We start from the raw sequence: 14,372 nt of genomic DNA, 5'->3' as shown, positions 1-14,372 counted from the left end.
GAGGCGCAGGAGGTCCTGGTCGACGCCGCCGGGGGTGAGCGCGAGCAGCCAGTCCGCCGCCATCTCGTACAACTCCGGTTCCAGGTAGCCGATCTTCACCAGCACCACGTCGGCCTCGCGCGGGTGCAGGCCCAGCGCCAGGAAGTCCGACTCCAGGTGGTACGGCTTGCGGCGCGCGGTCACGATCACCCGCAGACCGCCGACGGCGAGCGCCACCGCCGTGCCCGCGACCGGATCGGCCTCGTCGATCGCCTCGACCCGCGCGGTCAGCGGGACCGGGCCGTGCGGGCCCGAGTCGACCTTCCCGCCCAGCTCGACCGCCACGGTCGCGCCGACCCCGGCTTCGACGGCGACGGCCACGGCGGCCGGGTCCACGATCGCCGCGTACAGCGTCCTCAGCCCGGAGTCCACCACGGCCGGTGTCCGCAGCAGCCCGTCCAGGGTCCACGAGGTGTCCCCCGCCCCGCCCGCGGTCGGGTTGTCCCCGGAATCGCTGACGAAGAACGGCCGTTCGGCCGATTCCACCGCCCGCGCCAGGCACTCGGCCAGGGTGCCGGTGGGCGCGACGAAGGAGAAATCACGGCGAGCGTCCCAATAGGACCGGGCCAGCCGGGCCGCCTGCGCGGTGATCACCTCCTCGTCGTCCCCGGTGACCACCACGGCGGCCTGACACCGAGGCTCGTCCGCCCACGCGTAGCCGACCCAGATGGCCGCGTCGAGCACGCCGTCCAGCGCCTCGACCTCGTCCACGGCCGCGTACACGCTCTTCGCCGGCTCCAGCCGGGTGCTGGTCTTCTCGCCCGGCAGCAGCACGGGCACCTGCACCCACGCCTTCTTCGGCTTCCCGCTGGAACGGAGCCTCGCGACCAGGTTGCGGGCCGCGCGCTCGCGCGTGTCCCACGCGTCGGTGTGCGGGGCCTTGCGGTAGCAGGTGATCAGGTCCAGCGCCGTGGCCAGCTCACGCGAGACGTTGCCGTGCAGGTCCATCGACGCCGAGACCAGCACGTCCGGACCCACGATCGCCCGCACCCGCGAGGCCAGCCCGCCCTCGGCGTCGGTGCGGCCGACCACGCTCATCGCGCCGTGGATGTCGAAGAACAGCCCGTCGAGCCCTTCGGCCGCCCGCAGCCGTTCCAGGATCTCCCCGGACAACTCGGCGTACGCCTGCTCGGTCACCGCCCCGCCGGGCAGCGAGCGGGCGTGCACCAGCGGCACCCACTCGACGCCGTCCGTCCACTCCGGACGTTCGCGCAGGAAGCCGTACCGCGCCAGCAGCTCCGCCCCCCGGGTCACCTGGAAATCGTCCACCACCGACCGGTGCGGGGAAAACGTACTCGACTCGATGGCGATGCCCGTGATCCCGATCCGCAGTTTCCGCACCACGGCCTCCGTTCCGAAATCAAGACTCGCCTGATCGTGCCACCCAGCCCCGCTCGACGCCAAGGCCGATGAGCTCTTGGGCGAGCTGCCAGAGCGCTGGGGCACCATCGCCGATCACCTCCTTGCGCTGCCGGACTTCCCGGTCCGTCACTCCCGGGGTCCGCCAGGTACCGCCGGCGTTGGTGAAGTTCAGCAACAGGGATTGGAACCGGTCCATCGACCTGGCGAACCTGGCTTCGGGAGTCCGGTGAGCCTCGAACTCCTCCCAGAGGCCGCGGAACTCTGCCTCCTGGTCCACCGGCAAGAGGGCGAACAACCGGTCCGCTGCCGCGCTCTCCCGCTCCCGCTGGTCCGCCGATGCGACCGGGTCGAAGAGAAAGGTGTCGCCGGCATGAATCTCGACCAGGTCGTGGAGCACGACCAGTCTCATCGTGTGGCCCACGTCGATCGGCAGGGCAGCGTACTCCGCCAGCAAGGGCACGAGCACCGCGAGATGCCAGGAGTGCTCCGCGTCGTTCTCGCGCCGGTCGGCCGAGGCCAGCGAGGTCCGTCGCACGACGGTCTTCAATCGATCGATCTCGACGGCGAATCGGAGCTGTGCCAGTAGCCGCTCGGGCAGTCCAGCCGGCAGCCCGGCCCGGTCCACGAGAGTTGGCTCCTCGGTCATCGCGCACCTCTCTCGACTTCGTCGTACAGCTGCGAAACATCAATTCCGCTGCTGCTCCGGTACTTCCGCCCGACCTGCTGATAACTGACACTGTCACCGTGGGGTGCCACGAAGACGATCTTGCCGAAAGCCATGCGTGGGTAGACCCGTACCGCACGAGCGACCCTGATCTCTAGAGTCCAGCGAATCGCGTGACCGACGTGCCCCAGCGGGGCGGAAACGTGCACCCACACCCCGAGCGCGCCGACGCTGCGATCCCCATTGATCAGCTGCGCATACGCCTCGGAGCAGGTTCGTTCGTGGGTGATACCGAGGTAGAGTTCTCCGGGAACGAGCACCATCCCCTCCGGCCGGATCTCCTGCTCGGTGAATCGGGTAACCGCGGCCGCGTCGAGCACGGGATCCGAGCACACCCGGATGACGTCCCCGAGGTGCCAGTCGTAGGCATTCGTCGAAACGTGCCGTTGGTCGAACGGCTCGATCAGGATGTCCCCGCTTCGGACAGCGGCGATGATCTTCTGGCGGGTCAGGATCATCGACAGCTCAATCCCGACCGGAGCCCGCAGCCAATACCACCCGTTCGCCCGATTCCGACACCAGCTGCACATAGCGGTCCGGCGCCGCAGCACGACGCGACCGGGCCAGCTGGGCCATCACCGATCGGTGCAGCCGCATCGGATCGAAGCCGGCTGCCGGACTCGGGATGTACGCGATCAGTTCACCGTCTTCGCACACCGCGAACGCCCTGGGGCACGCGGAGACTGCTCGGACGATTTCCTCGACCACGCGGAGATCGACGAGGATCCCGTCCTTCCGCATCCAGCGCCCCTCGGGCCCCGGCGCCGGAGCATCGGCGGCTAGCTGAGCCGCCTCGACGCCGGTATCGGACCGCAACTGCTTCAACAGCAGAGATTCCAGAGTTCGCAGGAATTCGTGCGCGTGCTCTTCCGACACCAGTTCGGTGTCGACGATCACGCTGAACACCTCGCAATCCGCACCGCTGTAAGGCTCGAAGAAGAACTCCAAGTTCTGGCGTTGCCAACCGGCCACGGTCCTGATCCGGGTCAGGGCTTTCTGCCCCTCGGCGTCCTCGATGGACGGCTCGGCCTCACTTACCGCCTCCGGCCGCGACAACCGGGAATCATTGAAGAAGGTGCCGAACCTGGTCACTGCTCCTCGTCGTCGGTCCGCGCTGCGGATGGCCTCCGCCAGCCGCACGGGATCGCACTGTGCGTGGGCCTGCGCGTTGAGATATGAGCGGGAGGTCACGGCCGCGATCTCGCTCAGTGAACAACCGTTCGTCTTGACCGCGACCAGCGCGTTTCCCACGGTGATACCCGCCAGCTCGGCGAGGCCGGGCAGGAACCGGTTACCCACGATCAGTTTGAACAGGATGGTGTCCCGGCCAGTGATCGCGGCCAGCACCGTAGCCACCGAGCTGAGCAGTACCGTCGAATTGGTCACGTTCAGCCGGGACGAGAGCAGTTCCAGCGCCGTCGCCGCCGCCGGAGAGGCCATTTCGACCCGGACGAAACGGAGCTCCGCCGGCTTGCCCAGTGACCCGTCGAAAGTGGACGGGGGAGCCGAAGCCATGGTCTCCAGCCAAAGGCCGACTGCCCGCTCGGACAGCTCCGCTCCTTCCGCCGAGCGCTCGAAGACCGCCCGCGAAACCGGCTGAACACCCGGGCCGGGCAGCTCGGCGTTCGAGACCAGACGTTCGAGGTCCGCGGTCAGCAGGTCCACTCCGGTGCGGTCGAACAGTATGTGCGACAGCACCATCAGCAGTCGGCGCGGGGCGGCCCCGTCCTCGAGAACGGCGATTCGCAGGGGCAACTCCCCGGGGAACCGAAACGGGCTCGTCCGCATCTCCTTCAAGATCCGTTTCGCAGCGCTGTCCGGATCCTCGTCTCGTTCCACCCGGACCGGGACGGAACCCGTCTTCACCACGTCCTGCAGGAGTTCACCGCTATCGTCGAGGTACACCTGGGTTCGCAGGGTGTCGTGACGCGACAGCAGCAGCCCCATCGCGTCCAGCACCTGTCGCCGCGAGACCGCACCGGGCAGCGGGACTTCTACTTCGATGTTGAAGTATGCGTCGTCGGGCATCAACCACTGCGCATCGTTCCAGAGCAACCGCTGGGACCACGTCGCCGTTTCTCGCTTCGCCGCGTCCGAACCGAAGCTGAGCTGCTCGTCGCTCTGCCTCACACCCGTCCCCTCCGGTCGAGTTCGTAGCGACCGAGGTCACCGATCGCCGAATCGCACGGCCAACTGCAGAAGCCGATCTCCTCGAAGAACGGCGTGCCGTCGTCGGCCCGGTACTGCGCACGCGGATGATCGAGGTGGACTATCGGGTCGGCGTGCCGGTCCAACGCGCCGTACCGGTCGACGCGCCATTCGAAGTCCTGGTCCTCACCTCCCCAGCCGGCGAACCGTTCGTCCATTCCCCCGATCCGGCGGAACAGACTCGTCCGGAGCCAGAGGCAACCACCCGGCGGGCGGCGCAGGTACACCCCGCGCAGCAGCCGCTGATCGACTTCCGGGCGACCACTGACGCACCGGTTCCGGATCGCCCGCCTGCTGCTGTCCTCGTCGAGGAAGAGCAAGTCCTGGAACGGCCAGTGCGCCTGGGTCCCCGGCTCGCCGAACCGCGCCAGCGCCCGGGCCACGAAATCACGGTCGACGAGTATGTCCGCGTCGAGGACGCACACGGCCTCGGCCGGTGCGGCACCGTGGACGACTCCGACGTTGACGGCCCAGGCCTTGTTGAATCGGCCGTCGTTGTACGCGTGGAGGTAGGTGTCGCACAGCGGCTGGATCTCCTGCCGCCACCGGGGGACCTCATCGGTCTCCACCACGACGATCCGGTACCGGCTGCGACCGGCGGTCTGGTCGTTCAGCGAAGCGAGGACCCAGCGGAGGTTTCGCAGCCGCGCGGTTCCTCCGCTCCCGCGAAACGGGATGACCACCGCGGCGTCGACCGGCTCGCCGGCGCGAGGCGGTGGCGCGTTCGGCACCGCCGCTGCGATCGGCACCTCATCGGCCGGACCGGGCCGCCACGCCTCGCCCACATGTACGATAAGGCGGGACAGCTTCTCCGCCTCCATCGCCGCCACGCACAGCTCGGATGGCTTGTCGGGATTCTCGCTGGCGAAGTAGTGCGCCACCTTCCGCACCAGCTCATGGTGGACGGCGCCGTCGCCCGGTGTCTCCTGGAGCCGCACAGCCAACGCGCCGATCCCGTCTTCGTCGAGTGCTCTGGCCGCCCTCGTGACCGTCCGGTGCGCCGGCACGGACCAGTTCCAGTAATCCGGCGCCGCGGTCTGGGCGAACACATCGACTTCCAGCACCACGCTGCCGGCGACCGCCTTCGCCAAGGCAAGCGGCCCAGCCGTAAGGAAATTGCCGGCGGACAATGAATTCCTCATCAATGCATCCCACCCCTTACGGAAAATTCCGCGAACATGAGCCAGTTGTTCACGTCAGCGAACAACTGCAGAACTCATAGAGAGAAACCGAGCACGGAGACATCCAGGCCGAAGGTGAACGGATCCGCTTGCACCATGGCGACCGACCCGTCACGCTACCAACCCGGCCGATCACTGGCAAGAAGGATGATCCGACCTACCAACTGCTGATCACTGGGTGTAACTGCGATCCCGGGCGCCGATCGGCCCTTCGAGTTACCGTCCTGGTTGCGAAACACCCTTGGCCACAAGGCTTCTCGTCTTGTCCGGCAGCTTGCCCGGTGTCCGCTTGACAGCCACAGGTTGGACGTGGTGCTGTGAATAGGCGCTACAGTGATTCTGCGCCTCCGGATCGTTTTCGACGACGTTCGAACTCCGGGTATGCGCAGGAAAATCGCGCTGACACACGGAAGGCTTTCGGCCGCTCAGGACTTCCGATCGCCACGGAGAACTCCTCGACGGCCGTCCCGCCCGAAATGACCCAGCGTGCGCCCCGCAGCCAGCGCCACCAGTTCTGCGCCTGAACCGCACTAACTATTCGCCGTGCGCCGGCGACCGAAGAGTCAAGGCGGAATACCTATGCAGACAACAGCTCAACTAGCGGCGGTACGGCCGGACGCGGAGACCGCGGAGAAGGCGGCGGCCGTGCTGCTCGAGTCCCTCGGGCTCGACCTCAGCAACGGCGCGCTGGCGGACACCCCCCGGCGCATCGTCGCCGCATACCGGGAACTGCTCAGCCCGCACACGTTCGAGATGACCGTCTTCCCCAACGACGAGGCCTATTCCGATCTGGTCATCGCCCGCACCATCCCGTTCCGATCCCTGTGCGAGCACCACTTGCTTCCCTTCTACGGCAACGCACACGTGGGGTACATCCCGGGTGGGTCGATCCTCGGGCTCTCGAAGCTGGCCCGCGTCGTCGAAGCGTGCTCTCGCGGATTCCAGATCCAGGAACGCATGACCGTGCGGATCGGCGACTGGCTGGAGGACCGGCTGCAACCCCGCGGTGTCGGAGTGGTCGTAGAGGGGGTCCACACCTGTATGACCGCCCGCGGGGTCAGAGCCGTCGGTACCTCGACCACCACGATGGCCTTCCGCGGCCTGCTCCGCGAATCCGCGGAGGATCGCCGGGAATTCCTGGACCTCGCTTGCCGTGGTGGCGAACCGGTGTGAGCAACTCCGATCCCGCCTCGGTCTTCGCAATGTGTCTCGGGCCCGGGGGTCCGGGCGATCCCGCCGGCCCGGGCGAGAACTCTCTCGCGGACGGTGACGCCTCCTGCACCGGCGCCGAAGTCGCCGCCCTGATCTCGGCCAACAGCCGCGCGTTCGCCGGTCAGGGCGTCGGAGCGGGCACACTCGTGGCCATTCCCGCCGTTCGTTCCGCGGCGACGGTGGTGGCCGTTCTGTCACTGTGGGCCGTGGGGGCGGCCTACCTGCCGGTCGCCGTCGGCGGCCGGCCGGCCGGCGACGTCCCACCGGTCGACCGGGTCCTCCGGCTCGGCAACGGCACAGAACTCCACCTGGACGCTCCACCGGTGCACCTCGCGCGAAGGCCGGGCGATCCCGCCTGCGTGATCGGGGAAGAACTCCTCGGAGCCGCCGAGCACCCCGACGAGCTACCCGCCTATGTCATGCGGACCTCGGGCTCGACCGGCCCCGCGAAGTACCCGGTGATCACCCGCGGGGGCCGGTCGAGCCCGAGGTCCGCATGACATAGGCGGGTAGCTCGTCGGGGTGCTCGGCGGCTCCGAGGAGTTCTTCCCCGATCACGCAGGCGGGATCGCCCGGCCTTCGCGCGAGGTGCACCGGTGGAGCGTCCAGGTGGAGTTCTGTGCCGTTGCCGAGCCGGAGGACCCGGTCGACCGGTGGGACGTCGCCGCCGTCCGGCCGCCGACTGCGACCGTCAGTAGTCCGCCCCCAGCCCACAGTGACAGAACGGCCACCACGTCGCCCGCGGAACGTGAACGGCGGAATGCGCGCTCCGCCACGTTGTGCCCGCTCCCGACGCCCGTGACCGCGAACGCGCGGCTGTGGCCGAGATCAGGGCGGCGACTCGGCGCCGGGCCGGAGGCTGTCACCGTCCGCGAGAGAAGTTCTCGCCGGGCCGGCGGATCGCCCGGCCCCCGCGTGCCCGAGACCCTGCGACGACCGAGGCGGATCGGAGTTGCTCAACCGACTTTCGCCACCACGTGCTAAGCGAGGTCCAGGAATTCCCGCGATCCTCCGCGGATTCGTGCGGAGCAGTCCTCGGAGGCCTATCGGGGTGGTCGAGGTACCGACGGCTCGACCCCGCGGGCGTTCCATACAGGTGTGGACCCCCTCTACGACCACCCCGACACCGCGGGGTTGCAGCCGGTCCTCCAGCCAGTCGCCGATCCGCACGGTCATGCGTTCCTGGATCTGGAATCCGCGAGAGCACGCTTCGACGACGCGGGCCAGCTTCGAGAGCCCGAGGATCGACCCACCCGGGATGTACCCCACGTGTGCGTTGCCGTAGAAGGGAAGCAAGTGGTGCTCGCACAGGGATCGGAACGGGATGGTGCGGGCGATGACCAGATCGGAATAGGCCTCGTCGTTGGGGAAGACGGTCATCTCGAACGTGTGCGGGCTGAGCAGTTCCCGGTATGCGGCGACGATGCGCCGGGGGGTGCCCGCCAGCGCGCCGTTGCTGAGGTCGAGCCCGAGGGACTCGAGCAGCACGGCCGCCGCCTTCTCCGCGGTCTCCGCGTCCGGCCGTACCGCCGCTAGTTGAGCTGTTGTCTGCATAGGTATTCCGCCTTGACTCTTCGGTCGCCGGCGCACGGCGAATAGTTAGTGCGGTTCAGGCGCAGAACTGGTGGCGCTGGCTGCGGGGCGCACGCTGGGTCATTTCGGGCGGGACGGCCGTCGAGGAGTTCTCCGTGGCGATCGGAAGTCCTGAGCGGCCGAAAGCCTTCCGTGTGTCAGCGCGATTTTCCTGCGCATACCCGGAGTTCGAACGTCGTCGAAAACGATCCGGAGGCGCAGAATCACTGTAGCGCCTATTCACAGCACCACGTCCAACCTGTGGCTGTCAAGCGGACACCGGGCAAGCTGCCGGACAAGACGAGAAGCCTTGTGGCCAAGGGTGTTTCGCAACCAGGACGGTAACTCGAAGGGCCGATCGGCGCCCGGGATCGCAGTTACACCCAGTGATCAGCAGTTGGTAGGTCGGATCATCCTTCTTGCCAGTGATCGGCCGGGTTGGTAGCGTGACGGGTCGGTCGCCATGGTGCAAGCGGATCCGTTCACCTTCGGCCTGGATGTCTCCGTGCTCGGTTTCTCTCTATGAGTTCTGCAGTTGTTCGCTGACGTGAACAACTGGCTCATGTTCGCGGAATTTTCCGTAAGGGGTGGGATGCATTGATGAGGAATTCATTGTCCGCCGGCAATTTCCTTACGGCTGGGCCGCTTGCCTTGGCGAAGGCGGTCGCCGGCAGCGTGGTGCTGGAAGTCGATGTGTTCGCCCAGACCGCGGCGCCGGATTACTGGAACTGGTCCGTGCCGGCGCACCGGACGGTCACGAGGGCGGCCAGAGCACTCGACGAAGACGGGATCGGCGCGTTGGCTGTGCGGCCCCAGGAGACACCGGGCGACGGCGCCGTCCACCATGAGCTGGTGCGGAAGGTGGCGCACTACTTCGCCAGCGAGAATCCCGACAAGCCATCCGAGCTGTGCGTGGCGGCGATGGAGGCGGAGAAGCTGTCCCGCCTTATCGTACATGTGGGCGAGGCGTGGCGGCCCGGTCCGGCCGATGAGGTGCCGATCGCAGCGGCGGTGCCGAACGCGCCACCGCCTCGCGCCGGCGAGCCGGTCGACGCCGCGGTGGTCATCCCGTTTCGCGGGAGCGGAGGAACCGCGCGGCTGCGAAACCTCCGCTGGGTCCTCGCTTCGCTGAACGACCAGACCGCCGGTCGCAGCCGGTACCGGATCGTCGTGGTGGAGACCGATGAGGTCCCCCGGTGGCGGCAGGAGACCCAGCCGCTGTGCGACACCTACCTCCACGCGTACAACGACGGCCGATTCAACAAGGCCTGGGCCGTCAACGTCGGAGTCGTCCACGGTGCCGCACCGGCCGAGGCCGTGTGCGTCCTCGACGCGGACATACTCGTCGACCGTGATTTCGTGGCCCGGGCGCTGGCGCGGTTCGGCGAGCCGGGGACCCAGGCGCACTGGCCGTTCCAGGACTTGCTCTTCCTCGACGAGGACAGCAGCAGGCGGGCGATCCGGAACCGGTGCGTCAGTGGTCGCCCGGAAGTCGATCAGCGGCTGCTGCGCGGGGTGTACCTGCGCCGCCCGCCGGGTGGTTGCCTCTGGCTCCGGACGAGTCTGTTCCGCCGGATCGGGGGAATGGACGAACGGTTCGCCGGCTGGGGAGGTGAGGACCAGGACTTCGAATGGCGCGTCGACCGGTACGGCGCGTTGGACCGGCACGCCGACCCGATAGTCCACCTCGATCATCCGCGTGCGCAGTACCGGGCCGACGACGGCACGCCGTTCTTCGAGGAGATCGGCTTCTGCAGTTGGCCGTGCGATTCGGCGATCGGTGACCTCGGTCGCTACGAACTCGACCGGAGGGGACGGGTGTGAGGCAGAGCGACGAGCAGCTCAGCTTCGGTTCGGACGCGGCGAAGCGAGAAACGGCGACGTGGTCCCAGCGGTTGCTCTGGAACGATGCGCAGTGGTTGATGCCCGACGACGCATACTTCAACATCGAAGTAGAAGTCCCGCTGCCCGGTGCGGTCTCGCGGCGACAGGTGCTGGACGCGATGGGGCTGCTGCTGTCGCGTCACGACACCCTGCGAACCCAGGTGTACCTCGACGATAGCGGTGAACTCCTGCAGGACGTGGTGAAGACGGGTTCCGTCCCGGTCCGGGTGGAACGAGACGAGGATCCGGACAGCGCTGCGAAACGGATCTTGAAGGAGATGCGGACGAGCCCGTTTCGGTTCCCCGGGGAGTTGCCCCTGCGAATCGCCGTTCTCGAGGACGGGGCCGCCCCGCGCCGACTGCTGATGGTGCTGTCGCACATACTGTTCGACCGCACCGGAGTGGACCTGCTGACCGCGGACCTCGAACGTCTGGTCTCGAACGCCGAGCTGCCCGGCCCGGGTGTTCAGCCGGTTTCGCGGGCGGTCTTCGAGCGCTCGGCGGAAGGAGCGGAGCTGTCCGAGCGGGCAGTCGGCCTTTGGCTGGAGACCATGGCTTCGGCTCCCCCGTCCACTTTCGACGGGTCACTGGGCAAGCCGGCGGAGCTCCGTTTCGTCCGGGTCGAAATGGCCTCTCCGGCGGCGGCGACGGCGCTGGGACTGCTCTCGTCCCGGCTGAACGTGACCAATTCGACGGTACTGCTCAGCTCGGTGGCTACGGTGCTGGCCGCGATCACTGGCCGGGACACCATCCTGTTCAAACTGATCGTGGGTAACCGGTTCCTGCCCGGCCTCGCCGAGCTGGCGGGTATCACCGTGGGAAACGCGCTGGTCGCGGTCAAGACGAACGGTTGTTCACTGAGCGAGATCGCGGCCGTGACCTCCCGCTCATATCTCAACGCGCAGGCCCACGCACAGTGCGATCCCGTGCGGCTGGCGGAGGCCATCCGCAGCGCGGACCGACGACGAGGAGCAGTGACCAGGTTCGGCACCTTCTTCAATGATTCCCGGTTGTCGCGGCCGGAGGCGGTAAGTGAGGCCGAGCCGTCCATCGAGGACGCCGAGGGGCAGAAAGCCCTGACCCGGATCAGGACCGTGGCCGGTTGGCAACGCCAGAACTTGGAGTTCTTCTTCGAGCCTTACAGCGGTGCGGATTGCGAGGTGTTCAGCGTGATCGTCGACACCGAACTGGTGTCGGAAGAGCACGCGCACGAATTCCTGCGAACTCTGGAATCTCTGCTGTTGAAGCAGTTGCGGTCCGATACCGGCGTCGAGGCGGCTCAGCTAGCCGCCGATGCTCCGGCGCCGGGGCCCGAGGGGCGCTGGATGCGGAAGGACGGGATCCTCGTCGATCTCCGCGTGGTCGAGGAAATCGTCCGAGCAGTCTCCGCGTGCCCCAGGGCGTTCGCGGTGTGCGAAGACGGTGAACTGATCGCGTACATCCCGAGTCCGGCAGCCGGCTTCGATCCGATGCGGCTGCACCGATCGGTGATGGCCCAGCTGGCCCGGTCGCGTCGTGCTGCGGCGCCGGACCGCTATGTGCAGCTGGTGTCGGAATCGGGCGAACGGGTGGTATTGGCTGCGGGCTCCGGTCGGGATTGAGCTGTCGATGATCCTGACCCGCCAGAAGATCATCGCCGCTGTCCGAAGCGGGGACATCCTGATCGAGCCGTTCGACCAACGGCACGTTTCGACGAATGCCTACGACTGGCACCTCGGGGACGTCATCCGGGTGTGCTCGGATCCCGTGCTCGACGCGGCCGCGGTTACCCGATTCACCGAGCAGGAGATCCGGCCGGAGGGGATGGTGCTCGTTCCCGGAGAACTCTACCTCGGTATCACCCACGAACGAACCTGCTCCGAGGCGTATGCGCAGCTGATCAATGGGGATCGCAGCGTCGGCGCGCTCGGGGTGTGGGTGCACGTTTCCGCCCCGCTGGGGCACGTCGGTCACGCGATTCGCTGGACTCTAGAGATCAGGGTCGCTCGTGCGGTACGGGTCTACCCACGCATGGCTTTCGGCAAGATCGTCTTCGTGGCACCCCACGGTGACAGTGTCAGTTATCAGCAGGTCGGGCGGAAGTACCGGAGCAGCAGCGGAATTGATGTTTCGCAGCTGTACGACGAAGTCGAGAGAGGTGCGCGATGACCGAGGAGCCAACTCTCGTGGACCGGGCCGGGCTGCCGGCTGGACTGCCCGAGCGGCTACTGGCACAGCTCCGATTCGCCGTCGAGATCGATCGATTGAAGACCGTCGTGCGACGGACCTCGCTGGCCTCGGCCGACCGGCGCGAGAACGACGCGGAGCACTCCTGGCATCTCGCGGTGCTCGTGCCCTTGCTGGCGGAGTACGCTGCCCTGCCGATCGACGTGGGCCACACGATGAGACTGGTCGTGCTCCACGACCTGGTCGAGATTCATGCCGGCGACACCTTTCTCTTCGACCCGGTCGCATCGGCGGACCAGCGGGAGCGGGAGAGCGCGGCAGCGGACCGGTTGTTCGCCCTCTTGCCGGTGGACCAGGAGGCAGAGTTCCGCGGCCTCTGGGAGGAGTTCGAGGCTCACCGGACTCCCGAAGCCAGGTTCGCCAGGTCGATGGACCGGTTCCAATCCCTGTTGCTGAACTTCACCAACGCCGGCGGTACCTGGCGGACCCCGGGAGTGACGGACCGGGAAGTCCGGCAGCGCAAGGAGGTGATCGGCGATGGTGCCCCAGCGCTCTGGCAGCTCGCCCAAGAGCTCATCGGCCTTGGCGTCGAGCGGGGCTGGGTGGCACGATCAGGCGAGTCTTGATTTCGGAACGGAGGCCGTGGTGCGGAAACTGCGGATCGGGATCACGGGCATCGCCATCGAGTCGAGTACGTTTTCCCCGCACCGGTCGGTGGTGGACGATTTCCAGGTGACCCGGGGGGCGGAGCTGCTGGCGCGGTACGGCTTCCTGCGCGAACGTCCGGAGTGGACGGACGGCGTCGAGTGGGTGCCGCTGGTGCACGCCCGCTCGCTGCCCGGCGGGGCGGTGACCGAGCAGGCGTACGCCGAGTTGTCCGGGGAGATCCTGGAACGGCTGCGGGCGGCCGAAGGGCTCGACGGGCTGTTCTTCGACATCCACGGCGCGATGAGCGTGGTCGGCCGCACCGACGCCGAGGGCGGGCTGGCCTCGCGGGTGCGGGCGATCGTGGGTCCGGACGTGCTGGTCTCGGCGTCGATGGACCTGCACGGCAACGTCTCGCGTGAGCTGGCCACGGCGCTGGACCTGATCACCTGCTACCGCAAGGCCCCGCACACCGACGCGTGGGACACGCGCGAGCGCGCGGCCCGCAACCTGGTCGCGAGGCTCCGTTCCAGCGGGAAGCCGAAGAAGGCGTGGGTGCAGGTGCCCGTGCTGCTGCCGGGCGAGAAGACCAGCACCCGGCTGGAGCCGGCGAAGAGCGTGTACGCGGCCGTGGACGAGGTCGAGGCGCTGGACGGCGTGCTCGACGCGGCCATCTGGGTCGGCTACGCGTGGGCGGACGAGCCTCGGTGTCAGGCCGCCGTGGTGGTCACCGGGGACGACGAGGAGGTGATCACCGCGCAGGCGGCCCGGCTGGCCCGGTCCTATTGGGACGCTCGCCGTGATTTCTCCTTCGTCGCGCCCACCGGCACCCTGGCCGAGTGCCTGGCGCGGGCGGTGGAATCGGCCGAACGGCCGTTCTTCGTCAGCGATTCCGGGGACAACCCGACCGCGGGCGGGGCGGGGGACACCTCGTGGACCCTGGACGGGCTGCTGCGGACACCGGCCGTGGTGGACTCCGGGCTGAGGACGCTGTACGCGGCGATCGTGGACCCGGCCGCCGTGGCCGTCGCCGTCGAAGCCGGGGTCGGCGCGACCGTGGCGGTCGAGCTGGGCGGGAAGGTCGACTCGGGCCCGCACGGCCCGGTCCCGCTGACCGCGCGGGTCGAGGCGATCGACGAGGCCGATCCGGTCGCGGGCACGGCGGTGGCGCTCGCCGTCGGCGGTCTGCGGGTGATCGTGACCGCGCGCCGCAAGCCGTACCACCTGGAGTCGGACTTCCTGGCGCTGGGCCTGCACCCGCGCGAGGCCGACGTGGTGCTGGTGAAGATCGGCTACCTGGAACCGGAGTTGTACGAGATGGCGGCGGACTGGCTGCTCGCGCTCACCCCCGGCGGCGTCGACCAGGACCTCCTGCGCCT

General features: G+C 68.0%; 13 protein-coding genes. 7 read left to right on the top strand and 6 right to left on the bottom strand.

All coding sequences use genetic code 11. The annotated features are described in order from the left end of the window. The 5 genes from NYF13_RS36505 to NYF13_RS36485 all read right to left on the bottom strand — a co-directional run. Positions 1 to 1,380 (bottom strand): M81 family metallopeptidase (locus tag NYF13_RS36505; protein WP_315662600.1); only part of this gene is annotated, 1,380 nt, incomplete at its 3' end. Between the two features lie 19 nt (positions 1,381 to 1,399). Beyond that, entirely contained in the window at positions 1,400 to 2,026 is a 627-nt protein-coding gene (locus NYF13_RS36500; protein ID WP_315656548.1) for an HD domain-containing protein, read from the bottom strand. 17 nt (positions 2,027 to 2,043) lie between these two features. Continuing rightward, positions 2,044 to 2,583: a dCTP deaminase domain-containing protein gene (locus tag NYF13_RS36495; RefSeq protein WP_315656547.1), complete on the bottom strand. Its 540-nt coding sequence runs from the start codon at positions 2,581 to 2,583 to the stop codon at positions 2,044 to 2,046. A gap of 7 nt (positions 2,584 to 2,590) precedes the next feature. Next, positions 2,591 to 4,255 (bottom strand): condensation domain-containing protein, encoded by a 1,665-nt coding sequence (locus NYF13_RS36490; protein ID WP_315656546.1) that lies wholly within the window; start codon positions 4,253 to 4,255, stop codon positions 2,591 to 2,593. Then, a complete protein-coding gene (locus NYF13_RS36485; protein ID WP_315656544.1) occupies positions 4,252 to 5,424 on the bottom strand; it encodes a glycosyltransferase family A protein in 1,173 nt (390 codons plus the stop codon). The genes NYF13_RS36490 and NYF13_RS36485 overlap by 4 nt, the downstream gene beginning before the upstream one ends. A 669-nt stretch (positions 5,425 to 6,093) precedes the next feature. On the opposite strand from NYF13_RS36485, the gene folE (NYF13_RS36480) reads away from it, so the two are divergent. Then, entirely contained in the window at positions 6,094 to 6,687 is a 594-nt protein-coding gene (folE, locus tag NYF13_RS36480; RefSeq protein WP_315656542.1) for a GTP cyclohydrolase I, read from the top strand. Then, on the top strand, positions 6,684 to 7,226 hold the full coding sequence (locus tag NYF13_RS36475) for a hypothetical protein (protein WP_315662606.1): 543 nt from the start codon (positions 6,684 to 6,686) through the stop codon (positions 7,224 to 7,226). The genes folE (NYF13_RS36480) and NYF13_RS36475 overlap by 4 nt, the downstream gene beginning before the upstream one ends. A gap of 328 nt (positions 7,227 to 7,554) precedes the next feature. Here the strand turns inward: NYF13_RS36475 and folE (NYF13_RS36470) are convergent, their stop codons facing one another. Beyond that, a complete protein-coding gene (gene folE, locus NYF13_RS36470) occupies positions 7,555 to 8,280 on the bottom strand; it encodes a GTP cyclohydrolase I (RefSeq protein WP_315662604.1) in 726 nt (241 codons plus the stop codon). Positions 8,281 to 8,949: 669 nt separating this feature from the next. Here folE (NYF13_RS36470) and NYF13_RS36465 point away from each other — a divergent pair. The 5 genes from NYF13_RS36465 to NYF13_RS36445 all read left to right on the top strand — a co-directional run. After that, on the top strand, positions 8,950 to 10,122 hold the full coding sequence (locus NYF13_RS36465) for a glycosyltransferase family A protein (protein WP_315662603.1): 1,173 nt from the start codon (positions 8,950 to 8,952) through the stop codon (positions 10,120 to 10,122). Beyond that, a complete protein-coding gene (locus tag NYF13_RS36460; protein WP_315662602.1) occupies positions 10,119 to 11,783 on the top strand; it encodes a condensation domain-containing protein in 1,665 nt (554 codons plus the stop codon). The genes NYF13_RS36465 and NYF13_RS36460 overlap by 4 nt, the downstream gene beginning before the upstream one ends. Before the next feature lie 7 nt (positions 11,784 to 11,790). Beyond that, positions 11,791 to 12,330: a dCTP deaminase domain-containing protein gene (locus tag NYF13_RS36455; RefSeq protein ID WP_315656547.1), complete on the top strand. Its 540-nt coding sequence runs from the start codon at positions 11,791 to 11,793 to the stop codon at positions 12,328 to 12,330. 17 nt (positions 12,331 to 12,347) lie between these two features. Next, positions 12,348 to 12,974: an HD domain-containing protein gene (locus NYF13_RS36450; RefSeq protein ID WP_315656548.1), complete on the top strand. Its 627-nt coding sequence runs from the start codon at positions 12,348 to 12,350 to the stop codon at positions 12,972 to 12,974. Positions 12,975 to 12,993: 19 nt separating this feature from the next. After that, a partial coding sequence (locus NYF13_RS36445; RefSeq protein WP_315662600.1) for a M81 family metallopeptidase occupies positions 12,994 to 14,372 on the top strand: 1,379 nt, incomplete at its 3' end.

The sequence above is a fragment of the Amycolatopsis sp. PS_44_ISF1 genome, assembly GCF_032335455.1.
Taxonomy (GTDB): Bacteria; Actinomycetota; Actinomycetes; order Mycobacteriales; family Pseudonocardiaceae; genus Amycolatopsis.
Note: the sequence above shows the minus strand (reverse complement) of the source record. Positions and strands in the feature narration are given on the sequence as shown.

Coding starts and splice junctions, on each gene's coding strand:
- NYF13_RS36495 (WP_315656547.1), bottom strand. CDS start 2,583: ATGATCCTGACCCGCCAGAAGATCATCGCCGCTGTCCGAAGCGGGGAC.
- folE (WP_315656542.1), top strand. CDS start 6,094: ATGCAGACAACAGCTCAACTAGCGGCGGTACGGCCGGACGCGGAGACC.
- folE (WP_315662604.1), bottom strand. CDS start 8,280: ATGCAGACAACAGCTCAACTAGCGGCGGTACGGCCGGACGCGGAGACC.
- NYF13_RS36455 (WP_315656547.1), top strand. CDS start 11,791: ATGATCCTGACCCGCCAGAAGATCATCGCCGCTGTCCGAAGCGGGGAC.